Annotated in this window: 25 protein-coding genes; 15 read left to right on the top strand and 10 right to left on the bottom strand. The window is 60.5% G+C overall.

Annotated features, from left to right (window positions below):
• Positions 1-26 precede the first annotated feature (26 nt).
• Together KGB25_RS28120 and KGB25_RS28115 are read right to left on the bottom strand one after the other, a co-directional pair.
• Positions 27-320, bottom strand: coding sequence for a hypothetical protein (locus KGB25_RS28120; RefSeq protein ID WP_003226812.1), 294 nt, complete (start codon positions 318-320; stop codon positions 27-29).
• A gap of 56 nt (positions 321-376) precedes the next feature.
• On the bottom strand, positions 377-982 hold the full coding sequence (locus tag KGB25_RS28115) for an arylesterase (protein WP_008041183.1): 606 nt from the start codon (positions 980-982) through the stop codon (positions 377-379).
• A gap of 10 nt (positions 983-992) precedes the next feature.
• Here KGB25_RS28115 and KGB25_RS28110 point away from each other — a divergent pair, with 10 nt between their 5' ends.
• From KGB25_RS28110 to greB, 3 genes are read left to right on the top strand one after another with little or no spacing between them, the layout of a single operon-like run.
• Positions 993-1,676: an ABC transporter ATP-binding protein gene (locus KGB25_RS28110; RefSeq protein WP_008031873.1), complete on the top strand. Its 684-nt coding sequence runs from the start codon at positions 993-995 to the stop codon at positions 1,674-1,676.
• Positions 1,676-4,180 carry an ABC transporter permease gene (locus KGB25_RS28105; protein WP_008041185.1) on the top strand — a complete coding sequence of 835 codons (2,505 nt, stop codon included), beginning with the start codon at positions 1,676-1,678 and terminating at the stop codon, positions 4,178-4,180. Before KGB25_RS28110 ends, KGB25_RS28105 begins: the two co-directional genes overlap by 1 nt.
• 34 nt (positions 4,181-4,214) lie before the next feature.
• Entirely contained in the window at positions 4,215-4,712 is a 498-nt protein-coding gene (gene greB / locus KGB25_RS28100; RefSeq protein WP_008031876.1) for a transcription elongation factor GreB, read from the top strand.
• Positions 4,713-4,715: 3 nt separating this feature from the next.
• On the opposite strand, the gene KGB25_RS28095 is transcribed toward greB, so the two are convergent.
• The 3 genes from KGB25_RS28095 to KGB25_RS28085 all read right to left on the bottom strand — a co-directional run bounded on the left by KGB25_RS28095 (position 4,716) and on the right by KGB25_RS28085 (position 7,233).
• Positions 4,716-5,024, bottom strand: a complete 309-nt coding sequence (locus tag KGB25_RS28095; protein WP_223437624.1) for a class I SAM-dependent methyltransferase — start codon at positions 5,022-5,024, stop codon at positions 4,716-4,718.
• Between the two features lie 247 nt (positions 5,025-5,271).
• A complete protein-coding gene (locus tag KGB25_RS28090) occupies positions 5,272-5,706 on the bottom strand; it encodes a DoxX family protein (RefSeq protein ID WP_008031879.1) in 435 nt (144 codons plus the stop codon).
• Between the two features lie 105 nt (positions 5,707-5,811).
• Entirely contained in the window at positions 5,812-7,233 is a 1,422-nt protein-coding gene (locus tag KGB25_RS28085) for a transglycosylase SLT domain-containing protein (protein WP_223437623.1), read from the bottom strand.
• Between the two features lie 235 nt (positions 7,234-7,468).
• Between KGB25_RS28085 and KGB25_RS28080 the strand changes: the two genes are divergently transcribed.
• Entirely contained in the window at positions 7,469-8,275 is an 807-nt protein-coding gene (locus KGB25_RS28080) for a TatD family hydrolase (RefSeq protein ID WP_223437622.1), read from the top strand.
• A gap of 113 nt (positions 8,276-8,388) precedes the next feature.
• Here the strand turns inward: KGB25_RS28080 and KGB25_RS28075 are convergent, their stop codons facing one another.
• Complete coding sequence (locus KGB25_RS28075; RefSeq protein WP_192229216.1) at positions 8,389-9,615, bottom strand: acyl-CoA dehydrogenase; 1,227 nt, start codon at positions 9,613-9,615, stop codon at positions 8,389-8,391.
• Between the two features lie 152 nt (positions 9,616-9,767).
• On the opposite strand from KGB25_RS28075, the gene KGB25_RS28070 reads away from it, so the two are divergent.
• The 3 genes from KGB25_RS28070 (at position 9,768) to KGB25_RS28060 (ending at position 12,319) form a co-directional block, all read left to right on the top strand.
• Positions 9,768-10,697 carry a LysR family transcriptional regulator gene (locus tag KGB25_RS28070; protein ID WP_008031887.1) on the top strand — a complete coding sequence of 310 codons (930 nt, stop codon included), beginning with the start codon at positions 9,768-9,770 and terminating at the stop codon, positions 10,695-10,697.
• 196 nt (positions 10,698-10,893) lie between these two features.
• Entirely contained in the window at positions 10,894-11,292 is a 399-nt protein-coding gene (locus KGB25_RS28065) for a MerR family transcriptional regulator (RefSeq protein WP_008031889.1), read from the top strand.
• Positions 11,293-11,419: 127 nt separating this feature from the next.
• The gene (locus KGB25_RS28060; RefSeq protein ID WP_008041198.1) at positions 11,420-12,319 is read left to right on the top strand and encodes a hydroxymethylglutaryl-CoA lyase; all 900 of its coding nucleotides are present in this window, start codon (positions 11,420-11,422) and stop codon (positions 12,317-12,319) included.
• 678 nt (positions 12,320-12,997) lie between these two features.
• On the opposite strand, the gene KGB25_RS28055 is transcribed toward KGB25_RS28060, so the two are convergent.
• The gene (locus tag KGB25_RS28055) at positions 12,998-14,695 is read right to left on the bottom strand and encodes an AMP-binding protein (RefSeq protein ID WP_008041200.1); all 1,698 of its coding nucleotides are present in this window, start codon (positions 14,693-14,695) and stop codon (positions 12,998-13,000) included.
• Positions 14,696-14,990: 295 nt separating this feature from the next.
• Between KGB25_RS28055 and KGB25_RS28050 the strand changes: the two genes are divergently transcribed.
• From KGB25_RS28050 to KGB25_RS28035, 4 genes are all read left to right on the top strand, one after another.
• Positions 14,991-16,154 carry an isovaleryl-CoA dehydrogenase gene (locus tag KGB25_RS28050; protein WP_008031893.1) on the top strand — a complete coding sequence of 388 codons (1,164 nt, stop codon included), beginning with the start codon at positions 14,991-14,993 and terminating at the stop codon, positions 16,152-16,154.
• A gap of 12 nt (positions 16,155-16,166) precedes the next feature.
• Positions 16,167-17,774: a carboxyl transferase domain-containing protein gene (locus KGB25_RS28045; protein ID WP_008041204.1), complete on the top strand. Its 1,608-nt coding sequence runs from the start codon at positions 16,167-16,169 to the stop codon at positions 17,772-17,774.
• Positions 17,775-17,909: 135 nt separating this feature from the next.
• Complete coding sequence (locus KGB25_RS28040) at positions 17,910-18,725, top strand: gamma-carboxygeranoyl-CoA hydratase (protein ID WP_008041207.1); 816 nt, start codon at positions 17,910-17,912, stop codon at positions 18,723-18,725.
• A complete protein-coding gene (locus KGB25_RS28035; RefSeq protein WP_192229210.1) occupies positions 18,725-20,674 on the top strand; it encodes an acetyl/propionyl/methylcrotonyl-CoA carboxylase subunit alpha in 1,950 nt (649 codons plus the stop codon). The genes KGB25_RS28040 and KGB25_RS28035 overlap by 1 nt, the downstream gene beginning before the upstream one ends.
• 39 nt (positions 20,675-20,713) lie before the next feature.
• On the opposite strand, the gene KGB25_RS28030 is transcribed toward KGB25_RS28035, so the two are convergent.
• On the bottom strand, positions 20,714-21,361 hold the full coding sequence (locus tag KGB25_RS28030) for a LexA family protein (protein WP_008041211.1): 648 nt from the start codon (positions 21,359-21,361) through the stop codon (positions 20,714-20,716).
• Positions 21,362-21,491: 130 nt separating this feature from the next.
• On the opposite strand from KGB25_RS28030, the gene KGB25_RS28025 reads away from it, so the two are divergent.
• Entirely contained in the window at positions 21,492-21,833 is a 342-nt protein-coding gene (locus KGB25_RS28025; protein ID WP_223437621.1) for a DUF6124 family protein, read from the top strand.
• 486 nt (positions 21,834-22,319) lie between these two features.
• Positions 22,320-23,471: a M14-type cytosolic carboxypeptidase gene (locus tag KGB25_RS28020; protein WP_008031906.1), complete on the top strand. Its 1,152-nt coding sequence runs from the start codon at positions 22,320-22,322 to the stop codon at positions 23,469-23,471.
• A 117-nt stretch (positions 23,472-23,588) separates the two neighbouring features.
• On the opposite strand, the gene KGB25_RS28015 is transcribed toward KGB25_RS28020, so the two are convergent.
• Both KGB25_RS28015 and KGB25_RS28010 read right to left on the bottom strand, forming a co-directional pair.
• Positions 23,589-24,137, bottom strand: a complete 549-nt coding sequence (locus KGB25_RS28015; protein ID WP_008031911.1) for a cytochrome b — start codon at positions 24,135-24,137, stop codon at positions 23,589-23,591.
• A complete protein-coding gene (locus KGB25_RS28010; RefSeq protein ID WP_223437620.1) occupies positions 24,134-25,219 on the bottom strand; it encodes a catalase family peroxidase in 1,086 nt (361 codons plus the stop codon). The genes KGB25_RS28015 and KGB25_RS28010 overlap by 4 nt, the downstream gene beginning before the upstream one ends.
• Before the next feature lie 158 nt (positions 25,220-25,377).
• Here KGB25_RS28010 and KGB25_RS28005 point away from each other — a divergent pair, with 158 nt between their 5' ends.
• Positions 25,378-25,884 carry a sigma-70 family RNA polymerase sigma factor gene (locus KGB25_RS28005; RefSeq protein ID WP_032832617.1) on the top strand — a complete coding sequence of 169 codons (507 nt, stop codon included), beginning with the start codon at positions 25,378-25,380 and terminating at the stop codon, positions 25,882-25,884.
• The gene (locus KGB25_RS28000; protein WP_223437619.1) at positions 25,881-26,633 is read left to right on the top strand and encodes an anti-sigma factor family protein; all 753 of its coding nucleotides are present in this window, start codon (positions 25,881-25,883) and stop codon (positions 26,631-26,633) included. Before KGB25_RS28005 ends, KGB25_RS28000 begins: the two co-directional genes overlap by 4 nt.
• Positions 26,634-26,690 lie beyond the last annotated feature (57 nt).

Raw genomic sequence — 26,690 nt, 5'->3', positions numbered from 1 at the left:
ACCCAACCCAACCCCACATCAAGCCATCAAAGCTCGAACCGCAGCTCCGGCCAGATCGGCGAAGTACCGCGTTTTTGCGACTCCAGAATGGCCCGGCACAACGAACACAGCCGTTGGTCCTGGAACACCCGGCGATCAACGCTCGACCAGCGAGGTTGAGCGGGCAACAGGCTGCCGCACAGGGTTCGATCGGCCGAGCCGCCCAGCTCCAGCTGACGGGTCACCAGATGTACCCGCACTTCCTGGCAGGCGAACAGATCCAGCTGTTCGTCAGGCTCGATCAGTTGATAGGCAAAAAGTGACCAGGCGGGACGCGGCATCGGGGGCTCCAAATCGGGGGCGCCACCTTAGCCGAAACACCGCCGCTAGAAAAGCGTCAAAGCAGCGGTTTCAGTGTCGGCCAGACATTTTCCAGCAACTTGTCCTGAGCGCCCGCAGCCGGGTGCAGGCCGTCTGACTGCATCAGCTCAGGATGCCCGCCCACGCCCTCGAGGAAAAACGGCACCAGCGGGATTTTTTTCTCGGCGGCGACGTTGCTGAAAGCCTCAGCGAAGACCTTGTTGTAGCGCGCACCGTAGTTGGGTGGCAGTTGCATGCCGAGTAATAGCACTTTGGCGCCACTGGCCTTGGAGCTGTTGATCATCGCCGCAAGGTTTTGTTGCAATTGTGTTGGCAGCATTCCGCGCAGCCCGTCATTGCCACCCAACTCGAGGATCACCAACTCCGGTTTATGCTCTGCAAGCAGCGCAGGCAGGCGCGCCCGGCCTCCGGCGCTGGTGTCGCCGCTGATGGACGCATTGACCACCTTATCGTCAAAACCTTCGCGCTTGAGCCGTTGCTCAAGCAGCGACACCCACCCCTCGCGGGTATCCAGTCCGAAACCGGCGCTGATACTATCGCCAACGATCAGGACAGTACCCGCCGCTGCGTTCTGGGCCATGCACATCAAGGCCAGGCCAGCACTCAAAAACCACACTCGCATCGGATTCTCCATGGGCGCAAGCATTCTCACCGCGAAGGACCTCAGCAAAGTGGTTCCCAGCGCGGAAGGTGATCTGACTATCCTGCACGAACTCAGCCTGGAACTGAACAAGGGCGACAGCCTGGCCATCGTTGGCGCGTCCGGCTCAGGGAAATCCACCCTCCTCGGCCTGCTCGCCGGCCTCGACTTGCCGAGCAGCGGTGAAGTCACCCTCGCAGGCCAGGGCCTGAGCAATCTCGATGAAGACCAACGCGCACGCATTCGCGCCGAACACGTCGGTTTTGTCTTTCAATCATTCCAGCTGCTCGACAGCCTCAACGCCCTGGAAAACGTCATGTTGCCGCTGGAACTCGATGGCCGCAAAGACGCCCGTGAGCGCGCCACCGAATTGCTGCGACGGGTAGGTCTGGGCCAACGCCTGACCCACTCGCCCCGCCAGCTCTCCGGTGGCGAGCAGCAACGTGTGGCGATTGCCCGTGCGTTTGCCGCCGAGCCCGACGTGCTGTTCGCCGACGAACCCACCGGCAACCTCGACAGCCACACCGGCGAGCGCATCAGCGATCTGTTGTTCGAACTGAACAAGGAACGCGGCACGACCCTGGTGCTGGTGACCCACGATGAACGCCTGGCACATCGTTGCCGGCGCCTGATCCGCCTTGAAGCCGGCCTGCTGGTCGCCCCTCTGGAGCCTTGATGGCACGCCTGCCGCTGTTGCGCCTGTTCAGTCTCGCCATCCGCCAACTGCTGCGCGACGCCCGCGCCGGTGAGCTGCGGGTGTTGTTCTTCGCTTTGCTGGTAGCGGTGGCGGCGAGTACCGCCATCGGTTACTTCGGCGCCCGCCTGAATGGCGCCATGATGCTGCGCGCCACCGAGTTTCTCGGCGCCGACCTGCTGCTCGAAGGCAGTTCGCCGGCGCGACCCGAACAGATCAAAAGCGGCGCGGATCTGGGCCTCGAACATGCGCAGGTGGTGGAGTTCTCCAGCGTAATCGCCACCGACAATGGCATTCAGCTGTCCAGCATCAAGGCCGCCGACGACGTCTATCCACTGCGCGGCGAGCTGAAAAGCGCCGCCGCGCCCTTCGCTGCGGAAGAATCCGGAGGCGGACCGAAACCCGGCGAAGCCTGGGTTGAAGCGCGACTGCTGACCGCGCTGGACTTGAAGATCGGCGACAGCATCGACGTCGGCATGCGCACCCTGAAACTGGCACGCGTCCTGACCTATGAACCGGATCGTGCCGGCAACTTCTACAGCCTGACGCCACGGGTGCTGATCAACCTCAGCGATCTCGCGGCGACCGGCGTGGTGCAGCCCGGCAGCCGCGTCAGCTACCGCGAACTCTGGCGCGGCAAGGCCGAAGCGCTGGAAACCTACCGTCAATTGATCAAACCCGGTCTCGCCGCCAATCAACGCATTCAAGACGCCCGCGATGGCAACCGGCAGATCGGCGGCGCACTGGGCAAAGCCGAGCGCTACTTGAACATGGCGAGTCTGGTCGCGGTGCTGTTATCCGGTGTCGCGGTGGCGCTGTCGGCGACGCGTTTCGCAACCCGCCGCTTCGATGCCAGTGCACTTTTGCGTTGCCTCGGGCTGTCCCGTCGGGAAACCATGGTGCTGTTCAGTTTGCAGCTGACGGTACTCGGACTGTTGGCCAGCATCAGCGGCGCCTTGCTCGGCTGGCTGGCGCAACTCGGGTTGTTCGCGCTGCTGCATGATTTGTTGCCGGCCGATGTTCCACCGGGCGGCCTGCTTCCGGCCATCGCCGGGATCGGCACCGGACTGGTGGCGCTGGCCGGTTTTGCCTTGCCGCCACTGGCTGCGTTGGGTCGGGTCCCACCTCTGCGCGTATTACGTCGCGACATGCTGCCGATTCCTTCCAGCACCTGGATGGTCTACGGCGCTGCACTGGGCGCTCTCGGGCTGATCATGTGGCGCCTGAGCCTGGATTTGGTACTGACCTTCGCCCTGCTCGGCGGCGGCGTGATCGCGGCGCTGGTGCTGGGCGGTTTGCTGTTGCTGCTACTGAAGAGCCTGCGCCGAATGCTCGCGCGCGCATCGTTGCCGTGGCGTCTCGGCCTGGGTCAATTGCTGCGTCATCCACTGGCGGCAGCCGGCCAATCGCTGGCCTTCGGTCTGATCCTGCTGTCCATGGCGCTGATCGCTTTGCTGCGCGGCGAATTACTGGACACCTGGCAAAACCAGTTGCCGAAAAACGCACCGAATTACTTCGCGCTGAACATCCTGCCGGCGGAAAAACAGGCATTCACCGATCGCCTGATCGAACTGTCGGCACAATCGGCGCCGTTGTACCCGGTGGTGCCGGGGCGATTGATCAGCATCAATGGCGAACCGGTACAGGACATCGTCAGCAAGGACTCGGCCGGTGATCGGGCGATTCAGCGCGACCTCAGCCTGACCTGGGCGGCAGACCTGCCGGCCGGCAACAAACTCACCGCCGGCAACTGGTGGGGCGATCAGGCGCCGGACGACGTTCCCGGCGTGTCGGTGGAAGGCAAAGTCGCCGAGAGCCTGAAGCTCAAGCTCGGCGATCACTTGGTCTTTACTGTCGGCGGGGTCAATCGCGAAGCGAAGGTCACCAGCCTGCGGGAGATCAACTGGGACAACTTCCAGCCGAACTTCTTCATGATTTTCCAGCCCGGCACATTGAAGGATCTGCCAGCGACCTACCTGACCAGTTTCTATCTGGCGGCGGGCCACGACCAGCAGATCGTCGACCTGTCCCGCGCCTTCCCGGCGGTGACCATTCTGCAAGTCGAAGCCTTGCTGGCGCAGCTGCGCAGCATCCTCGCCCAGGTCACCCTGGCGGTGGAGTACGTGTTGTTGTTTGTGTTGGCGGCGGGGATGGCGGTGTTGTTCTCGGGCCTGCAAGCCACGCTGGATGAACGCATTCGCCAGGGCGCATTGCTGCGAGCTCTGGGGGCCGAGCGCCAGTTGTTGGTCAAGGCCCGACGGATCGAGTTCGGCCTGCTGGGTGCGGTCAGCGGATTGCTGGCAGCGCTGGGCTCGGAGCTGGTAAGCCTGGTGCTCTACCGTTACGCCTTCGACTTGCCATGGCACCCGCATCCGTGGCTGCTGGTATTGCCACTGATCGGCGCCGTGCTGATCGGCGGTGCCGGCGTTTTTGGCACCCGGCGCGCCTTGAACGCCAGCCCCCTGACAGTCTTGCGCGAGGGTTGATAGACTCAACCCTTCTCAACCACAAGAAGTTGCCATGAGCCGTTATCGCCCTCCCCGCACCGCTGGCACCGCGCTGATCACCCCTGAAGGTGAAGCGCGGATGCGGGCCGAGTTCCATGAGCTCTGGCATGTGCGCCGACCGCAGGTCACGCAATCGGTCAGCGAGGCCGCGGCGCAGGGTGATCGCTCCGAGAACGCCGAATACACCTACGGCAAAAAGATGCTGCGCGAAATCGACAGTCGCGTGCGCTTTCTCACCAAGCGCCTGGAAGCGCTCAAGGTGGTCAGCGAAAAACCCAGCGATCCGAACAAAGTCTACTTCGGGGCCTGGGTCACCATCGAAGACGAGGACGGCAAAGAGTCGCGTTACCGCATCGTCGGGCCGGATGAGCTGGACTTGAAACTGGGCCTGATCAGCATCGACTCACCGCTGGCACGCGCCCTGATCGGCAAGGCACTGGACGCCGAAGTTCGGGTCCAGACGCCTACCGGCGAACAGTGCGTGTATATCGTGGCGATTGATTACCCATAAGCCTTAACGGCGGGTGATCAGCCCTTGCCGGGCGACGCGCGTTAGTTGCTTGATCATCTCTGGCGCGTCTTCAAGGGCGGGCGACTGAATCACCGCCAGGTCGAAACTGTCGCTGGCAAAACGCGCCAGTGACTCACCGTCTTCGACAAACTGGATCAGGAAAGCTGCGGGCCCACCGGTGCGACGTGGCCAACCATCGAGGTAACGCAGGAGCGTCGGCTGATGTTTGCCGCCAAGCAGGATTTTTGGATTGCGCTGGGTCAGATGTGCCGTGATCGGCGCGGGGCGTACAACGGGGTTTAGTGCATTCATCGTGTCGTGTCTCTGCCTCAAAAGTCTGCATGGCAGGTGAGAGGCAACACCGAACCAGCGCTTTAGCGGTATTTCGAAGCCTGTTTCAAGCTTCTATCGGCAACTGAATGAGTCACCTGGCGCCCCGCAAGTAGCTGTTTAAATCGGCGCATGGCAGCATCCTAGAGAAGCTGACCGGACAGTGTCAAGAATGACGCACAACAAAAAAGGCCCGCGCAATGCGGGCCTTTTCGTTGAGCCAGAGCGATCAACCAGCGATGGCGCGATCAACCGACAGCTTGCCGGCGCCTTCGAACAGCACCGCGATGCTGCCACCCAGCAGGGCCAGGGCGAATTCATAACCGTTGTTGGCCATGAACAGACCGTTGCTGATATGCACGCTGAAAATCGCGACCAGCGACAGGAACGTCAGGCCAAGTGCCGCCGGGCGGACCAGCAAGCCGATGATCAAGGCCAGACCGGCGAAGAACTCGGTACCACCGGCCAACGTGGCCATCAGGTAACCCGGTGCCAGGCCGATGCTTTCCATGTACTGCGCGGTGCCCGCCAGACCGTAGCCGCCGAAAGCGCCGAAGAGTTTCTGCGAGCCGTGGGCAGCGAAGATGATGCCGACGAAGATCCGCAGGACAGTCAGGCCGTAGCCAGCGCGGGTAAACAGTACCTTGTTGATCAGTGAGCTCATGCTGTGTCATCCATTGTGTGTTTGTGTGTTGGTTGGCCGCTATATTAATCAATAAATTAAATGCTAAAAGCGCAAATTTTTCGCCATAACAATCAGTTTATTCGATCACTTCCTTAAGGCTACTTTCTGCCCCTGGGGCTCCAACGACTCCCGCTCCCGATCGAACGCCAAGTAATACTTGTTCACGCTATTAACATAGCTGACAGGTCCCATTCCCACCTGCTCCATGGCGATGCGCTCGACCTGGAAGAACCATTGATTGGGATTCAAGCCTCGCCGACGCGCCTCGGCGCGCATGCCCTGAACCCGCTCCGGCCCGATGTTGTAAGCCGCCAGCACGAACGCCATGCGCTCACGCTCGTTGAGTTTGGGGCTGGCAAAAAACTTGCGGCGGATCATCGCCAGGTATTTGGCCCCGGCCTGCACATTGGCATCAAGGTCCTGAATGTTGTTGACCCCTACCCGCTGGGCCGCGGACGGAGTGATCTGCATCAGGCCAGTGGGGCCACCGCCGCTTCGTGCGCGGGGTTGCAACGCGGACTCCTTGAAGGCCAATGCCGCTAGATTCAACCAATCCATGCCTTGGGCATCGGCGTGTTTCTGCAATACCGGTCTGAGTTTTTCCAGGCGCTGGCGATCAGTCTTGGCCAGTGGGTAATGCACTTGATAGAGGCGTCGATAGATGCGCAGGAACGCCGCGTCCTGATCCGAAGGCTTTTTGTACCCGATCAGGAAGCGATCGATGCTCGCCCGCAGCATCGAGGCATCGCGACGCACGAACCAGAATTCTTCCCCCGGCTCGCTGATCAGCACCTGCCGATCGAAACGCAACTTGGGCAGGATCTTGCCCCAGCGTTCGGCAATCGGCTGCTCGACGATGGTCAGGTGAAAAATCCCGCCCTGAACCATTTCCAGCACGTCTTCGACCGCCAGGCTCGGATCGACCCACTCGATCTTCACCGGTGCCAGTTTGTGCAAGGCAAGCTTTTGATTGATCTGATTGATCGCCTCCCCGGCGGCGCTGCCGGTGGGGAGCGCCAGGGTTTTACCGGACAGTTGCTCGAGGCGGGTGTAGCGTTTCTCGCCCTTGATTCCGACCAGGACCAGAGGAATGTCGCTGGCAATCGGTTCGCTGGTGCTGACGGCGTAGCCCGGTTGCAGATCGAGCAACTCGCCCGGCGCAACCAGATCCCCCTCCCCGCGCTGCAACGCGCCGAGCAGTTGATCCTTGGCTTTGGGAATGATCTTGAGCGTCACTTCCTGACCGTCACGGGCATGGCCATTGAGGTATTGCTCGAAGGCACGCAAGCGATGGTATTCGACGCCGATGGCCTGGCCCTGGACTTCGCCGGAGCTGTTGCGGCTCTGGTTGACCAGCACCTTCAGCACACGGCTGCTGCGGATTTCCTGCAGGTCGCGCACCTGGGCCGCCGGCACGGCTTGCAGCGGGCCGGCCAGCCGCGCAACCGCCGGCATCGGCAGCAGCAACGAACCACACAGCAGTAACAAAATCGAGGGACGTGTCATCCACTCTCCGGAAAGAATACTGGGCCAATTTCAAAAAAATGTTTGAAATCGAACGACAGAAACAGAGCGCCTTGAGCGCTGGCAAAGTGCGAAAGACTGGCACAGTGATGGCATGCTGACCACCCCAGCTTGTCTCGCGGCATCAAAAGACAGCTTTAACTCGTTGTAGTTCTTGGCTTTTCTTATAAATCTACAGCTCTGATATGCTTTCCGGCCTTTGGTCCGAGGTAGCACCATGCAACTCATCGATATCGGCGTCAACCTGACCAACCCCAGTTTTGCCGACAAACACCAGGCTGTACTCGACCGCGCCTATGCCGCCGGAGTCTGCCAATTGGTGCTCACCGGCACCAATGTCGAAGGCAGCGAACAGGCGCTGGAGCTGTGCCGGCAATTGGATGAAACGGCGCAACGGTTGTTCGCCACCGCCGGCATTCACCCTCACGCAGCCAGCGACTGGAACGCCGACAGCGCCCGGCGTCTGCGCAGTTTGCTCAAAGAGCCGAACATAGTGGCGGTGGGTGAATGCGGGCTGGATTTCAATCGCGATTTCTCGCCGCGTCCGCAACAGGAAAAAGTCCTCGAAGAACACTTGGCGATGGCGGTCGATCTGCAACTGCCGGTGTTTCTTCACGAACGTGATGCCAGTCAGCGTTTGCTGGAAATCCTGCGTGATTACCGCGACCAATTGCCGGCCGCCGTGGTGCATTGCTTCACCGGGGAAAAGAAGGCGCTGTTCAGCTACCTCGACCTGGACCTGCACATTGGCATCACCGGCTGGATCTGCGACGAGCGTCGGGGCACGCATTTGCATCCGTTGGTGAAAGAAATCAAACGCGGGCGGTTGATGCTGGAGAGCGATGCACCGTATCTGCTGCCGCGCAGCTTGCGACCAAAGCCGAAAAATGGTCGCAACGAACCGGCGTACCTGACAGAAGTGTTGCGGGAAGTGGCGTTGCATCGCGGGGAAAGCGAGGAAGAGCTGGCCGCCCATAGCACCGCGTGTGCGCGGGCTTTTTACGGACTGCCAGTGATCGACTGAAACGCAATCAACTGTGGGAGCGAGCCTGCTCGCGATGGACTAATGAACACCGTGTTTATCCAATAAACACGCGTTATCGTTGGCGACCATCGCGAGCAAGCTCGCTCCTACAATTAATGGCTGCGCATCATTTCCTTCGGCACATACTTGCCGATCTCGAACTTGCCGATCGCAGCACGGTGCACTTCATCCGGGCCGTCGGCCAGGCGCAGCGTGCGTTGCATGGCATACATGTAGGCCAGCGGGAAATCGTTGGAAACCCCGGCCCCGCCATGGATCTGGATCGCCCGGTCGATGACGCGCAACGCCACGTTCGGTGCCACCACCTTGATCTGCGCGATTTCGCTCTTCGCCACTTTGTTGCCGACGGTGTCCATCATGTACGCCGCTTTCAAAGTCAGCAGGCGTGCCATGTCGATTTCCATCCGCGAGTCGGCGATTTTGTCGATGTTGCCGCCCAGGCGCGCCAGGGGCTTGCCGAACGCGGTGCGATTCACCGAACGTTTGCACATCAGTTCCAGCGCACGCTCAGCCATACCGATCGAACGCATGCAGTGGTGAATCCGGCCCGGGCCAAGGCGACCTTGAGCAATTTCGAAGCCGCGTCCTTCGCCCAACAGGACGTTTTCGTACGGCACGCGGACGTTTTCGAACAGCACTTCGGCGTGACCGTGAGGCGCGTCGTCGTAACCGAATACCGGCAGCGGACGAACGATCTTCACGCCCGGTGCATCCACCGGCACCAGAATCATCGAGTGCTGGGCGTGGCGTGGCGCATCAGGATTGCTCAGGCCCATGAAGATCAGAATCTTGCAGCGTGGATCGCAGGCACCCGAGGTCCACCACTTTTTACCGTTGATCACCCACTCATCACCGTCACGCACGGCGCGGGCGGCCATGTTGGTGGCGTCGGACGAAGCCACATCCGGTTCGGTCATGGCGAACGCCGAGCGGATCTCGCCGCGTAGCAGCGGTTCGAGCCAGCGTTGTTTCTGTTCTTCGTTGGCGTAGCGCACCAGCACTTCCATGTTGCCGGTGTCGGGCGCCGAGCAGTTGAATGGCTCAGGCCCCAGCAGCGAGCGGCCCATGATTTCTGCCAATGGTGCGTATTCGAGGTTGGTCAGGCCGGCGCCGAGTTCGGACTCAGGCAGAAACAAATTCCACAGGCCTTCAGCCTTGGCCTTGAGTTTCAGTTCTTCCATGATCGCAGTCGGCTGCCAGCGGTCGCCCTCGGCAACCTGGCGCTCGAACACGGCTTCGGCGGGATAAACGTAGGTGTCCATGAACGCGGTCACGCGCTCACGCAGTTCTTGCACCTTGGGCGAATAAGCGAAATCCATGAGCAGCTACCTTCTGGGGGGAGGTTGTTTAGGTCATGCAATCGATGCTAGAACAGCTACGAAAATTTACCTAGCCTATTCTCGGCGTGTATTAACATTCATCACCGATATATGATCGGCTGATTGAGAACCAACAATAAGAGTGCAGCGCAATGAATCTGAGCAAGGTCGACCTCAACCTTTTCATCGTCTTCGACGCGATCTACACCGAAGCCAACCTGACCCGCGCCGGACAGATTGTCGGCATTACTCAACCGGCTGTTTCGAACGCTCTGGCCCGCCTGCGCGAGACGTTCAACGATCCGTTGTTCGTGCGTACGGCCCAAGGCATGGTGCCAACGCCGATGGCGCAAAACATCATCGGCCCGGTGCGCAACGCCCTCTCGCTGCTGCGGGTGTCGGTGCAGGAAAGCCGCATCTTCAACCCGTTGCAGGCGGTCAAGACGTACCGCATCAGCATGACCGACCTCACCGAAGCGGTGATCCTGCCGCCGTTGTTCCAGCGCCTGCGCCGCCTGGCGCCAACGGTGATCATCGAAAGCTTTCTGTCCAAGCGCCGCGAGACCACCAAGGAACTGGCGGCCGGGCGACTCGACTTTGCGGTGGACGCGCCGCTCAACACCGACCCGCAAGTGCGTCACGTCAAGTTGATGGAAGACCGTTACGTGTGCGCCATGCGCAAGGGCCATCCGCTGGCGACCAAGGAGAAATTCACCCTCGATGACTATCTGTCACTGACGCACATCCATATTTCCAGCCGCCGCAGTGGTCTGGGCCATGTCGACCTGGCGCTGGGCAAGATGGGCATCCAGCGCAAGATTGCCCTGCGTTCCCAGCATTATTTGATGGCATCGCAGGTATTGCAGCAGACCGACATGGTCATGACCGTGCCGGAGCGCTTCGCCCGCCGCCATGATTTGTACTCGGTGAACCTGCCGGTCAACGATGTGCCGCCGGTGGAAACTCACCTTTACTGGCACGAAAGCACCGACCAGGACCCGGCCAACCGCTGGATGCGCGAGCAGATGATCGAGTTGTGCCAGCAGGTGACGGCGCATGAGAAGAAGCTCGATAAGGTGTAGGGCATTACACCGGGTTATCGTTCTTCGCGAGCAAGCTTCGCTCCTACAGGATTTACACAGTACCTGTAGGAGCGAGCGGTGCGGCGATCCGACTTGCCCGCGAAGAGGCCCGCAATGACGACGAAAAAACCCGCCCCTTGACGTAAACGTCAACCTGCCATTAGCTTAGCGCCATGACCTTTTTTTGAGCGCTTCCATGAGCAGCCAGACCTATAGCATTTCCGACCTCGCCCGCGAGCTCGACATCACCACGCGGGCCATTCGCTTCTATGAAGAGCAAGGCTTGCTCAGCCCCGAACGACGCGGCCAGGAACGCATCTATTCGCCCCGTGACAAGGTCAGCCTGAAACTTATCCTGCGGGGCAAGCGCATTGGCTTCTCACTCGCCGAATGCCGCGAGCTGATCGAACTCTACGACCCCACTGGCGGTAATCAGAAACAGCTGCAAACCATGCTGAGCAAAATCGCCGAGCGCCGCGAACAGTTGGAGCAGCAGATGCTCGACATCGAGCAGATGAAGCTGGAACTGGACACCGCACAGGAGCGCTGCACCCAGGCGCTGGAACAGACGATGAAAAGCCAGCCGGTCCTGTAGGAGCTGGCTTGCCAGCGATGGCGGCGCGTCAGTCGACATCTATGTTGAAGGTGCTATCGCGATCGCGAGCAAGCTTGCTCCTACAGGGTTCATTCGGCATTCAGATAATCAACAAAGGTCGATTCCCATGTCCCTTCCTTCCCACGTACGCCTGGTCGAAGTCGGCCCCCGCGACGGTCTGCAAAACGAAGCTCAACCGATCAGCGTTGCCGATAAGGTGCAACTGGTCGATGCACTTACGGCCGCGGGCCTCGGCTATATAGAAGTCGGCAGTTTCGTTTCGCCCAAATGGGTGCCGCAGATGGCCGGATCCGCCGAAGTCTTCGCGCAAATCCAGCGTAAACCGGGCGTGACCTACGGCGCCCTCGCCCCCAACCTGCGCGGCTTCGAAGATGCAATCGCCGCCGGGGTCAAGGAAGTTGCAGTGTTCGCCGCAGCGTCCGAAGCGTTTTCCCAGCGCAACATCAATTGCTCGATCAGCGAAAGCCTGGAGCGTTTTGCGCCGATCATGGAAGCCGCCAGGCTGCACGGCGTCACCGTGCGCGGTTACGTGTCCTGTGTGCTGGGCTGTCCTTATGAAGGTCACGTCAAACCCGAACAAGTTGCCCTGGTCGCCCGCGAGCTCTATGCCATGGGCTGCTACGAAGTCTCGCTGGGGGACACCATCGGCACCGGCACGGCGGGCGCGACGCGCAAGATGTTCGAAGTGGTTTCGGCCGACGTGCCGCGGGAGAAACTGGCCGGGCACTTCCACGACACCTACGGCCAGGCCATGGCCAACATCTATGCCAGCCTGCTCGAAGGGATCTCGGTGTTTGACAGTTCCATCGCCGGCCTCGGCGGCTGCCCCTACGCCAAAGGCGCCAGCGGTAACGTCGCCACCGAAGACGTGGTTTACCTGCTCAATGGCCTCGGCATCGAAACAGGTATCGACCTGGACGCCTTGATTCTCGCCGGTCAGCAGATTTGCACGGTGCTGGGGCGCCCAACCGGTTCGCGCGTGGCCAAGGCTCGCAGCGCGCAGTAAGTGCGCTGATGTGTCCAGGTGTTACCGCTGCGTCTGGAACGTGGGGGATAAGCGAGTAACACGGAAACAAATTGTAGGGGTTTACCTGAGCGAAAAATCCTACAAAAATTCAAGTCATTGATTTTAAAGGATTTTTAAAAGTTGGCACGGCTTCTGCTATCTCTATGGCATAACAAGAACAAAAAGCAGCAAACCAATAAAAATAAGACGTAACGACTCTGACATAACAAGAACAACACGGCAGAGACGCAGCTAACAGATTTTTTTGGAGAAGGTGTGCTTTTCAGGGTGCTTTTCGGAGTAACCCGCAACCGGGCAGAGAACAATAAAACTACCTTCAGGTAGCTCCCGAACTGGTTGGATCGCTTAGCGAAAAAGTAGATCAGCGCTCAAAAAAATACGTTTGCTCTTGATCCCGGATGGGGATCGACAAAAACAGCGGTAAAGGGTCACGGTTGCCAAAAACAAAAACAGACCGCCCCTCAATAATAAAAAAAGAGCATGCGCAACGAAAAATTAAAGGGGAGCTTCGGCTCCCCTTTGTGCTTTCTGCGATTCAGGTTTTCCCCATCGCCCCTGTGGGAGCCAGCCTGCTGGCGATTGCGGTGGTTCAGACATAGGCATGTTGACTGACACTCCGCAATCGCCAGCAGGCTGGCTCCCACAAGGGGAAATTTGTCACGCCTTGTTGATGCGCAATTCCTCGATGCTGATCTCGCGCATCCGGAATTTCTGGATCTTGCCGGTCACCGTCATCGGAAACTCTTCCACAAACTTGAAGTAGCGCGGTGTCTTGAAGTGCGCGATGCGCTCCTTGCACCAGGTTTGCAGCTCTTGTTCGGTGGCACTGTGACCGGGGTGGAATTTGATCCAGGCGACGATCTCTTCGCCATAACGCGAACACGGGATGCCGATCACTTGCACGTCCGCCACCGCCGGGTGAGTGAAGAAGAATTCTTCCAGCTCCCGCGGGTAAATATTCTCACCGCCACGGATGATCATGTCCTTGTTGCGTCCGGCAATGCACACGTAGCCTTCATCATTCATGCTCGCCAGATCACCGGTGTGCATCCAGCCGGCCTGATCGATGGCTTCGGCGGTGCCTTGCGGGTTGTTCCAGTAGCCGAGCATCACGCTGTAGCCACGGGTGCAGAGTTCGCCGATGGTGCCGCGAGGTACCAGGTTGCCCGCCTCGTCGATGATTTTGCTTTCAAGCTGCGGTTGGGTGCGACCGACCGTGGTGACGCGCAATTCCAGTTCGTCTGAAGGACCGGTCTGCAACGACACCGGACTTGTTTCCGTCATGCCGTAGGCAATCTGCACTTCATTCATGTGCATTTCGCTGATTACGCGACGCATCACTTCGATCGGACAGGTCGCGCCGGCCATAATCCCGGTACGCAGGCTCGACAGATCGAATTGCGCACGTTGCGGCTGATCGAGCATGGCGATGAACATGGTCGGCACGCCATACAGTGCGGTGGCCTTTTCTTCGGCGACGGTGGTCAGGGTCAGCAGCGGATCGAAGGCATCGTTGGGGTAAATCATGGTGCTGCCGTGGGTGATGCAGCCGAGGTTGCCCATGACCATGCCGAAGCAGTGATACAGCGGCACCGGGATCACCAGCCGATCATTGGCGGTCAGGCCGAGGCTTTCGCCCACCATGTAACCGTTGTTGAGAATGTTGTAGTGGCTGAGGGTCGCGCCCTTCGGAAAACCGGTGGTGCCGGAGGTGTACTGGATGTTCACGGCCTGGTCGAAATGCAGGCTGTCGCCCCGCTCGCGTAACTGCTCGCTGGAGACACCCGCTGCGAGATCGCTCAGTTGCGACCACGGCAGAAAACCTGATGGCGGCTGCGCATCCAGGCTGATCACGCCGCGCAAGTCCGGCAGGCGCTCGCTCTGCAACTGGCCGATGGATTGCTCTGCCAGCTCGGGCACCAGGCCTTGCAACATGCCGTGGTAGTTGGAGGTCTTGAACGCGCCCGCGCAGACCAGCCATTTGCAGCCCGACTGCTTCAACACGTATTCGAGTTCCGAGCTGCGATACGCCGGGTTGATGTTGACCAGGATCACGCCGATCTTCGCGCTGGCGAACTGGCTGATGCACCACTGTGCACAATTCGGCGCCCAGATGCCGAGGCGATCACCGGTCTGCAACCCCAGCGCGAGCAGCGCCCGGGCATGAAGGTCCACGGCGTCGGACAGTTGCTGCCAGGTGTAGCGCAACTGTTGATGGCGCACGACCAGCGCCTCGCCCGTCGGATACTGCGCGACGGTGTTATCAAATGCCTGACCGATGGTCATCGCCAGCAAGGCTTTGTCCTGAGAACCACGGGTATAGCTGCGCTGCGGGCTTGCACTGGGTTGATCCATGACGACCCCTATTGTCTTTATTAATGGGCTACCAACGGATACCTGTAGGAGCGATGCTTGCTCGCGAAGAGGCCTCTACATTCAACATTTATGTCGACTGATCTGACGCTTTCGCGAGCAAGCATCGCTCCTACAAGTTGGGTCCGCTTTCTATCTTGAACTGGCTCTACTCTCGCTCAAGTTGACGTTAACGTAAAGGGTGATTGACAGCCATTCGTCACAGGCTTACGTTAACGTAAAGGTGAGAGCCAAATCACGACCCTCCCCGCCCTACAAAAAAGCCAAAAGGTGACCCATGAGCTATCCATCCCTGAACTTTGCCCTCGGTGAAACCATCGACATGCTGCGCGATCAGGTCCAGTCCTTCGTCGCCAAAGAGATCGCCCCGCGCGCCGCTCAGATCGACATCGACAACCTGTTCCCCGCCGACCTGTGGCGCAAGTTCGGCGACATGGGCCTGCTCGGCATTACCGTCCCGGAAGAATACGGCGGTGCTGGCCTGGGTTACCTGGCGCACGTGGTGGCCATGGAAGAAATCAGCCGCGGTTCGGCGTCGGTCGCCCTGTCCTACGGCGCGCACTCCAACCTTTGCGTGAACCAGATCAACCGCAACGGCAATCACGAACAGAAAAGCAAATACCTGCCGAAGCTGATCAGCGGTGAGCACATTGGCGCCCTGGCCATGAGTGAACCGAACGCCGGTTCCGACGTGGTCTCGATGAAACTGCGCGCCGACAAACGTGGTGATCACTACGTGCTCAACGGCAGCAAAACCTGGATCACCAACGGCCCCGACGCCAACACCTACGTGATCTACGCCAAGACCGACCTGGAAAAAGGCCCGCACGGCATCACCGCGTTCATCGTCGAGCGCGACTGGAAAGGCTTCAGCCGCAGCAACAAGTTCGACAAGCTCGGCATGCGTGGCTCCAACACTTGCGAGCTGTTCTTCGATGACGTCGAAGTGCCGGAAGAAAACATCCTCGGCGTGCTTAACGGCGGCGTGAAAGTGCTGATGAGCGGCCTCGACTACGAACGTGTCGTTCTGTCCGGCGGCCCGACCGGGATCATGCAGGCGTGCATGGACCTGATCGTTCCGTACATCCACGACCGCAAGCAGTTCGGCCAAAGCATCGGCGAATTCCAGCTGATCCAGGGCAAAGTCGCCGACATGTACACCCAACTCAACGCCAGCCGCGCCTACCTTTATGCGGTGGCCCAGGCCTGTGAACGCGGCGAAACCACGCGCAAGGACGCTGCCGGCGTGATCCTCTACAGCGCCGAGCGCGCCACGCAAATGGCCCTCGACGCAATCCAGATTCTCGGCGGCAACGGTTACATCAACGAATTCCCGGCCGGTCGTCTGCTGCGTGACGCCAAGCTGTACGAAATCGGCGCCGGCACCAGTGAGATCCGTCGCATGCTGATCGGTCGCGAACTGTTCAACGAAACCCGCTAAACGGAGCTGTCCATGGCTATCCTGCATACCCAGCTCAACCCCCGTTCGGCGGAGTTTGCCGCGAACAGCGCGGCGATGCTCACCCAGGTCGACGCCTTGCACACTCTGCTCGCGCAAGTGCAGCAAGGTGGCGGTCCGAAAGCGCAAGAACGCCACACTTCGCGGGGCAAATTGCTGCCCCGCGAGCGGATCAATCGCCTGCTCGATCCGGGCTCGCCGTTTCTCGAAATCAGCCAATTGGCGGCCTACGAGGTGTATGGCGAAGACGTGCCGGCCGCGGGCGTGATTGCCGGGATCGGTCGAGTGGAAGGCGTCGAGTGCATGATCGTGGCCAACGATGCCACCGTGAAAGGTGGCTCGTATTACCCGCTGACCGTGAAAAAACACCTGCGCGCCCAGACCATCGCTCAGCAGAACCGCTTGCCGTGCATTTATCTGGTGGACTCCGGCGGCGCCAACTTGCCGCGTCAGGATGAAGTGTTCCCGGACCGCGAGCACTTCGGGCGGATCTTTTTCAACCAGGCCAACATGAGCGCCATGGGCATTCCGCAAATCGCGGTGGTCATGGGCTCGTGCACTGCCGGCGGCGCTTACGTGCCGGCGATGGCCGACGAAGCGATCATGGTTCGCGAGCAGGCGACTATTTTCCTCGCCGGCCCACCGCTGGTGAAAGCCGCGACCGGTGAAGTGGTCAGCGCGGAAGATCTGGGCGGTGCCGATGTGCACTGCAAGATTTCCGGGGTCGCCGACCATTATGCCGAGAGCGATGAACACGCCTTGGCCATTGCCCGACGCAGCATCGCCAACCTCAACTGGCGCAAGCTCGGCGAACTGCAACAACGCACGCCCATCGCCCCGCTCTACAGCAGCGACGAGTTGTATGGCGTGGTCTCGGCCGACGCCAAGCAGCCGTTCGATGTGCGCGAAGTGATAGCGCGGCTGGTGGACGGTTCGGTGTTCGACGAATTCAAGGCGCTGTTCGGGACCACGCTGGTGTGCGGTTTTGCTCACTTGCACGGTTACCCGATCGCGATCCTCGCCAACAACGGCATCCTTTTCGCCGAGGCCGCGCAGAAAGGCGCGCACTTCATCGAACTGGCCTGCCAGCGCGGCATTCCGTTGCTGTTCCTACAAAACATCACCGGCTTCATGGTCGGCCAGAAATACGAGGCCGGCGGCATTGCCAAGCACGGCGCAAAACTGGTGACCGCCGTGGCGTGCGCCAAGGTGCCGAAATTCACCGTGATCATCGGTGGCAGCTTCGGCGCCGGTAACTACGGCATGTGCGGACGCGCCTACGATCCACGTTTCCTGTGGATGTGGCCGAATGCACGCATCGGTGTGATGGGCGCCGAACAAGCGGCGGGCGTGTTGGTGCAGGTCAAGCGCGAGCAGGCTGAACGTGGCGGGCATAGTTTCAGCGCCGAGCAGGAAGCCGAAATCAAGCAACCGATCCTCGATCAATACGAAGAACAGGGCCACCCTTATTACTCCAGCGCACGGCTGTGGGACGACGGCGTCATTGACCCGGCGCAGACCCGCGATGTGTTGGCCCTGGCCTTGTCCGCGTCGCTGAACGCGCCAATCGAACCGAGCCGCTTCGGCGTGTTCCGGATGTGATCTGACTTTGTAGGAGCGAGCGGGCGGCGATCCGACTTGCCCGCGAAAGCGGTTTGTCTGTCACATCGATGTTGGATGTACCGACGCCTTCGCGGGCAAGCCTCGCTCCTACAAGTACCGTGGAGACGGATGAACATGAGCGACTTCAACACCCTCGAACTACAGACCGACCCGCGTGGTTTCGCGACCCTGTGGCTCAGCCGGGAAGAAAAGAACAACGCGTTCAACGCCGAGATGATCCGTGAGCTGATCCTCGCGCTGGACAAGGTCTCGACCGACGCCAGCCTGCGCTTTTTGCTGGTGCGCGGACGTGGCAAGCATTTCAGTGCCGGCGCCGACCTGGCGTGGATGCAGCAATCGGCCGAGCTCGATTACCACACCAACCTCGACGACGCCCGGGAACTGGCGGAGTTGATGTACAACCTGGCCAAGCTGAAAGTTCCGACGCTGGCCGTGGTTCAAGGCGCGGCTTTCGGCGGCGCGCTGGGCCTGATCAGTTGCTGCGACATGGCCATCGGCGCCGATGACGCTCAATTCTGCCTGTCGGAAGTACGCATCGGCCTCGCGCCAGCGGTGATCAGCCCGTTCGTGGTGCAAGCCATCGGCGAACGCGCGGCACGCCGTTATGCGCTGACCGCCGAGCGCTTCGGTGGGCAACGCGCTCGGGAAATCGGCTTGTTGTCGGAGAGTTATCCGGGCAATGAGCTGGAGCAGAAAGTCGAGCAATGGATCGACAACCTGCTGCTCAACAGCCCCGCAGCCATGCGCGTCAGCAAGGATTTGCTGCGTGAAGTCGGCAACGGCGCGCTGACCCCGGCGCTGCGTCGCTACACCGAAAATGCCATCGCGCGCATCCGCGTCAGCCCCGAAGGCCAGGAAGGCCTGCGTGCCTTTCTGCAAAAACGTCCGCCGAGCTGGCAGGCCGAAACCACCCCCAAGGAGCCGCGTTGATGAGCGCACCTGTCATTACCTCTCTGCTGGTGGCCAACCGTGGCGAAATCGCGTGCCGGGTCATGCGCACCGCCAAGGCCCTGGGCCTGACCACCGTCGCCGTGCACAGCGCCACCGACCGCGAAGCACGGCACAGCCGCGAAGCGGACATTCGCGTTGACCTCGGTGGCAGTAAAGCCGCCGACAGCTACCTGCAAATCGACAAACTGATCGCCGCCGCCAAGGCCAGCGGCGCGCAGGCGATCCATCCGGGTTATGGTTTTCTGTCCGAGAATGCCGGGTTCGCCCGCGCCATCGAACAAGCAGGCCTGATCTTCCTCGGTCCGCCCGCTTCGGCCATCGATGCCATGGGCAGCAAATCCGCCGCCAAGGCCTTGATGGAAACCGCTGGCGTGCCACTGGTGCCCGGTTATCACGGCGAAGCTCAAGACCTCGACACCTTCCGCGACGCTTGCGAACGCATCGGTTATCCGGTGCTGCTCAAGGCGACGGCGGGCGGTGGTGGCAAAGGCATGAAAGTGGTCGAGGACGTCAGCCAACTGGCCGAAGCCCTCGCCTCGGCTCAGCGTGAAGCGCAATCCTCGTTCGGCGATTCGCGGATGCTGGTCGAAAAATATCTGCTGAAGCCGCGCCACGTGGAAATCCAGGTTTTCGCCGACCAGCACGGCAATTGCCTGTACCTCAACGAACGTGACTGCTCGATTCAGCGGCGGCACCAGAAAGTCGTCGAAGAAGCGCCCGCACCAGGCTTGAGCCCGGAACTGCGCCGCGCCATGGGCGAAGCGGCCGTGCGTTCGGCGCAGGCCATCGGTTATGTCGGCGCCGGCACCGTGGAGTTCTTGCTGGATGCGCGCGGCGAGTTCTTCTTCATGGAGATGAACACGCGCCTGCAGGTCGAACACCCGGTCACCGAAGCCATTACCGGCCTCGATCTGGTGGCCTGGCAGATTCGCGTGGCACGCGGTGAAGCGCTGCCGATGACTCAGGATCAAGTGCCCCTGATCGGCCATGCGATCGAAGTGCGGCTGTATGCCGAAGACCCGGGCAATGATTTCCTGCCGGCTACCGGGCGCCTGGAGTTGTATCGCGAATCCGCCGAAGGTCCGGGTCGTCGGGTCGATAGCGGCGTGGAAGAAGGCGACGAGATTTCGCCGTTCTATGACCCGATGCTCGGCAAGCTGATTGCCTGGGGCGAGGATCGCGAACAGGCGCGCCTGCGCTTGCTGAGCATGCTCGATGAGTTCGCGATTGGCGGTCTCAAGACCAACATCAACTTCTTGCGTCGAATCGTTGGACATCCGGCGTTTGCGGCGGCTGAGCTGGATACCGGGTTCATTCCACGTTACCAGGAGCAACTGCTGCCAGAGCCCTCGCCGCTCAGTGATGAGTTCTGGCAAGCCGCGGCGCAAGCGTTTTCCCAAAGCCAACCGGACACGACGCGCACTGATGACCTGAGTTCGCCTTGGGGGATCGGCACTGGGTTCCGTGCCGGATTGCCGACAGAAATCACCCTGCATTTGAGCTGCGAAGGTCAGGACCGTGCGCTGACGTTGGGCGCTACCCGATCGGCGCAACTCGCGGGCGAGCAACTGCTGACCGAACACAACGGCGTGCGCCGCCAGCATCGGGCAATCCGTCGCGGCGGCGTTGTGTATCTGCAATGGGATGGTGAATTGCGCCGCATCGAGTCCTACGACCCGATCAGCGCCGTCGAAGCCAGTCACAGCCATCACGGCGGGCTCACTGCGCCCATGAACGGCAGCATCGTGCGAGTGCTGGTGGAAGCCGGGCAAACGGTCGAAGCCGGGGCGCAACTGGTGGTGCTGGAGGCGATGAAGATGGAGCACAGCATTCGTGCACCACACGCCGGGGTGATCAAAGCGCTGTATTGCCAGGAAGGCGAGATGGTCAGCGAAGGCAGTGCATTGGTCGAGCTGGAAGAAGCCTGAAATGCGGATCGGTCCTACGCATTGCGAGGACCGATCTGATCAGAACCTGGCCGTTGCCTGAACCACTACGCCGATGATTCGGCAGGCTTCGGTGTAAAGGGCTTTCGGATACGTCGGATTGAGCGGGACCAGGTAACGCTGCCCGCCCTCTTCGATCAGTTTGCGAAACGTCGCTTCAGCGCTGTCCGGCCATTGGGCGATCACCAGTTTCCCGGGCTCCGGCACAATGGCCGGGTCCACCAGGATCATCATGCCCTCGGCGATACTGACGCCGCTCGGTGCCGTCATCGCATCGCCCACCACGGTCAACCAGAACGCCGCGCCCTGAGCGTGGTAGTCAGTCAGTTCGAAACGCGCCGTGTCATAGACCGTCGGCTCACCGTCGCGCACCTCGCAGGATTCACGCCAGTCACTGACCGGGTAACGGAAGTACGGGTTGTACTTGCGCACCAGATCCTGGCTTTCCTCCTTCGCAATGTCCGGCTCGCGGATCACCAGCGCCACCTCGAGAAACTCCATGCCCAGTGCGTGCAGCACACGGTTCATGTCATCGATGCCCGGTTGGCGACGTTTGTTCAGCCAATGACCGACGCCGCCCTGGGACATCCCCAGGCGGTCGGCGAGTATTTCCTGAGTGACTTTGAGTTCACTCATCTTGGCCTTGACCAATTCAATCCATTTATCCATGTGCGGCACGATACGTGGGCGCCTCCGGCCAGCAAAACACAACTTGTAGTATTTAAATTCTCGTCACAAATACAGTTCGTACTACGATTGGATCACGGATTTGAATCTAACACGGAGCTTTGCCATCGCCATGACCATCCCCAGCAATGACTTGCCAGACATGCAGATCGACACCTCCCTCACCTCGCCAAAAGGCTCGGCCGCCGCGCAGCGCGCCCTGGACTATTACTTGAAACCAGCTGTGTCCGAAGCGGTGGAAGAGGAGCGTTTTTTTGATGTGAACCGCAATGTCAGCTGCGAGGAAGCACTGGTGCGCGCCTCAGACCTGTTGCGCTGCGCCGCCGCCACGGCGTACGAGTCGGCGAACAATCTGCAGGGCGCGCACCGGGACTTGGCGTTTTCGACGGTGCATATGATCGATATGGCCAAGGCGTTGCTGGACCGATCCCTCGACGGGGATCATCACGCATAAGGCAGGCAGGTATATTTCGCGGGGCGCGGGAAAGAATTTTCCAATCGCGCAGATAAAATCATTTGACTTGCAAACGAGAATGATTATTATTGCATGCAGCTGGTCGCGAGATCAGTCGATTGTCCAAGTGACCTTAGGTCGGTCTCCTGGACTATCTCCTCATCAGGCTAATCACGGTTTTTGACCCGGCTTTTTGCCGGGTCTTTTTTTTGCCAGTTATTCTGGCTTTACCTTCAGGCTAATGAAGTCTTTGGGTGCTGCAAATTCGATGGCGCGGATAATATCAAAAGAATATCTGTTGGCAAGAGAAGCCCGGCAACATTGGGCCAAACTAATGGAAAATAGCACTTGAGAATCAATCGCACAGTCTCTAAGCTGCGACGGCGTCAAGGAGGACGCCCCCCTTTTACCCCCGCAATTTCCCCCGGTTTTTCCCTTCCCAGCGTGTAAAGTATCAGCCATAAAAATCATATTCAGGAATCGACTATGACCGTGGCTAGATCTTCTTTCGACATCAGCGCCAACTTCGACAGCGGCAACATTGAAGTGCTGGACATCAGCAATCCGTTGCAAGCCCTGCTGGCCATCAAGCCAGACACCCGCAGCCAGCATTTTCAGTGGTTTCACTTCAAGGCCAGCGGTTTGCACGTCGGACAGGAACACTGGTTTCGTCTGAACAATGCCAGCAAATCCTCGTACAACAAAGCCTGGGACGGCTATCAGGCAGTGGCGTCCTACGACCACGTCAACTGGTTCCGGGTGCCGACCATCTTCGAAGGCGACTGCCTGCGTTTCAGCCTCGAAGCCACGGCCACCCACGCCTGGTTTGCCTACTTCGAACCCTACAGCCGTGGCCGCCATGACTGGTTGATCGAACAGGCGCTGACCAAGGCCGGCACTGAACTGCTGGCCACCGGCAAGAGTGTCGAAGGTCGTGACATTCAGTTGCTGCGCAAAGGCACCGGCGCCGAAGGCCGGCGCAAGGTCTGGATGATTGCCCAGCAACACCCCGGCGAACACATGGCCGAGTGGTTCATGGAAGGTGTGATCGAACGCCTGGAAAGACACGACGATCCAGTGCTGAACAAACTGCTGGCCAGCGCCGACCTGTATCTGGTGCCGAACATGAACCCGGACGGTGCCTTTCACGGTCACCTGCGCACCAACGCCATGGGCCAGGACCTCAACCGCGCCTGGCAGAGCGCCAGCCAGGAGATCAGTCCGGAAGTGCTGTTCGCTCAGCAACAGATGGAAAAGTACGGCGTCGACCTGTTCCTCGACATCCACGGCGATGAAGAAATCCCCTACGTGTTCACTGCCGGTTGCGAAGGCAACCCAGGCTACACGCCGCGGATCGAAAAACTCGAAGAGCATTTCCGCAGTCATCTGAAACACCTGACCAAGGACTTCCAGACCAAGCACGGCTACACCCGCGACGAGCCGGGCAAAGCCAACATGACCCTGGCGTGCAACAGCGTCGGTCAGAAATTCGACTGCCTGTCGTTGACCCTGGAGATGCCGTTCAAGGACAACAACGACAAACCGGATCCGTTGACTGGCTGGTCCGGTAAGCGTTCGAAGCAACTGGGCAAGGATGTGCTGACGACCGTGGCGGACATGGTCGATACCTTGCGCTGATCCTGCGCAATGGCTGCATGCCAGGCATGCAGCCACGCCTCATTCGGCCGCCACTCGCACACAATCCTCCGGCCGCAAAGCTTGATCTACAGCGTGCGCCCCAAAGCGCAAAGCCGGTTAACCGCGGTCCTTGTTGCCCCGCAGCATGCTGTCGAGCACCTCATCACGCCGTACCCAACCGTGAAACAACGCCGCCGCCAGATGCAGCAGCACGGTCAGAAACAGCAGGTACGCCAGATACCCGTGCGCCTTGCGCAGGAACGCAAACACCTGCGCATTCGCCGGCACAATCGACGGCAACTGCAACGAACTGCTGAGCATCACCGGGTCGCCCGCCGCCGAAATCATCGCCCAGCCGAGCAGCGGCAGGATCAACATCAAGGCGTACAGCAAGACATGCGAAGCCTTGGCCGCCAGCGCTTGCCAGCCCGGCAAGTCTGCCGGCAAAGGAGGTTGCCGGGTGGAAAAGCGCACAGCGAGGCGCACGATCACCAGCAACAGAATGGCGATGCCCAACGGTTTGTGCAGATGGATCAGCCACTCGTGCCGCTCAGAGACGGAAGCGACCATGCCCGCGCCGATAAACAGCATGGCAATGATCATCAGCGCCATCAGCCAGTGCAGCAGCCGCGCCAGCGGCGCGAAGTGGTTCGGTTGGTTGCTCATTGTTGAGCCTCCTGTTTGGCGGCGGGCAACTGGCTGACTTCACTGGTGCGGCGCAAGTAGGAACTGGCGTAACCGGCGGAGCGCGCGGCGAGCAACGGGTCGTCGGAACCTTCGATACCGGCGGGCAAGACCAGCGGGTCGTAGTTGATGTCCCGGCATTCGCCATTGAGCTGCGGCTGGGTGCTTTCGAGCACCAGCGTGCCGGCGTTCACCACTTTGCGACCGTCGGGCCAGGCCTTGCTGGCGTCGTTGACCGGATCACCGGGGTTGGCCAGCGTGATGTTCAACTGCCAACGCAACGGCCCCAAGGCAATCCGTTGAAGCAGGTCTTTCTCGAGGAAATCGCCACCCTCCGGCGCCGTGGCACCTGCCGCGTCCTTCACCAACGGCACCATGCTCCAGCGCACCGCTTGCTTTTGCCCGGCGGCGTTGACCAGGTAAAACGCATTGACGCTGTTATAGGTTTCCGTCACGTAACTGGCGGACGGCTTGGCGGTTTTGATCCAGGCCAGGAACGGCCCGGCTTCCGGGTGCGCCCCAAAGAACGCCGGCACCGCTGCCGGGTTCGGTTTGCCGGTGGCCGGGTCCGGCGACTGGGCTTGCTGCAATTGATAGAACGCTTCGGGCGTGCCCACCGGGAACACCGGCATGCTGTTCATCCCGGTGCGCCACTGTTGGCCGTTGGCCTGGGTGAAGCGCAGCGCCAGGCTGCGGATCGGCACGGCGCTGTCCGGCGCATATGGGTTGCCGGCCGGCAAGGCAAAACGCCCGACCACCGGGGTCCGCGCCTCGTTGAACACCTGAGCGCTGGAATAGCTGCGCGCCTCGCCACTGCTTTCGAAATGCCCGATCACGCACACGCCTTTGGAGTGATTGCGCCGGAAGCCCGGGTGCACGCCGTTGTTGGTTTCCAGCACGTTGATCAGCTTTTTCGGGGTCAGTCGCTGTGGGTCAAAGGTGCCGTTGACGTAGGCAAATGCCCCGGCCACTGCAGCGACCACCACGGCAATACCGGCCAGACGCAACGTCAGGCTCGCGGCACTCAAGGGGGGCCGGGTGGGCGGTGATGAGCGATCTACCATGAAAGACTCCAGGGCCATCGGCCACAAGTGAGAAGGATCAAGCAGACGAACCCCGCGAACGTTTATTCCATCGTGCGGTATTTATTTTTTCAGGCGTGGAATAACCTTCAGTGCCGGGCGTCTCTCTAGTCCACAGCGTAGTGACTAGCCAGAACTTCATGAACGAGATCGACGAACAACTCAGAGAAATCATTCCCGGATTGCGCCGGTTTGCCGTGTCGTTGACGCGCAACCCCAGCAGCGCCGACGATCTGGTGCAGTCGTGTCTGGAGCGGGCGCTGTCGAGTTGGGGCGACAAACGCCCCGAAGGCGACTTGCGCGCCTGGCTGTTTTCGATTCTGTATCGGCAATTTCTCGACGCGCACCGGCGCTCCCGGCGTTATGCGCGGATGCTCGAATTCTTTACCGGACGGGACGATACCCAACCGTCGGTAGAACGCACCGTGATCGCCCAATCGACCCTGCAAGCCTTCGATCAGCTCGGCACCGAACAGCGTGCGCTGCTGCTCTGGGTGTCGGTCGAAGGCCTGAGCTACAAGGAAGTCGCCGAGATTCTCGACGTCCCCGTCGGCACCGTCATGTCGCGCCTGTCCCGCGCCCGCCAGGCCCTGCGCCAACTCAGCGACGGCGAAATCACCCGCCCTTCCCTGCGGAGACTCAAATGATCAGCATGCCCCCGAGCGAGCGTGACCTGCACGCGTATGTGGACCACCAGCTCAATGATGACGACCGACGTCTGGTAGAGACTTTTCTGGCCGGCAACATGGAAATATCCGCACAGGTTCGCGCCTGGCAGCAGGACGCCCAGCAACTGCGCGCGGCCCTGAGCGGTGCGTTGCAGCAACCCGCCAACCCGGCCCTCGACCCGGCGCTGATTCGCCAGCGCCTCAAACGCCAATCACGCCGCCATCTGGCCAGCGCCGCGGTGTTGCTGATTGCCGTGAGCATCGGCGGCTTCAGCGGTTGGAAGGCGCGGGAGATGACCCTCCTCAGCGCGGCGGCGCCGATGGCCGACGCGATGCAGGCTTATCGGCTGTTTGCCCAGCAAGGCATGCTGCCGGCCGATTACAAGGTCAGCGATGACGGTGATATGCAGGGCTGGCTCGACCGCTATTTCACGCAGGCCCATCGCTTGCCGGACCTTTCCGGCGCGGGGTTCAAACCGGTCAGCGGGCGCTTGCTCAGCACTGAGCAAGGGCCGGCGGCGATGGTGGTTTATGAGGATCGTAGCGGGCACAAAGTCAGCTTCTACGTGCGCCCGCCGGGACCGAAAAACTTTCTGCTGCCGAGGGGTAGTCGCAGTGACGGCGGGTTGCAGGCTGAGTATTGGTCCGGCAGCGGCTACAACTACGCGATGGTCAGCCCGAGCGATACACCGACGGCGCAGATGCTCAAGCAAACCGTGCAGTTCTGATCACCCCTTGTAGGAGCCGGCTTGCTGGCGATGGCGGTGTATCAGTCACCATTGATT

It is taken from the genome of Pseudomonas sp. BF-RE-21 (genome assembly GCF_019947305.1).
Lineage (GTDB): Bacteria > Pseudomonadota > Gammaproteobacteria > Pseudomonadales > Pseudomonadaceae > Aquipseudomonas > Aquipseudomonas migulae.
The sequence above is the reverse complement of the archived record's forward strand: the minus strand, read 5'-3'. Positions and strand labels throughout refer to the sequence as shown.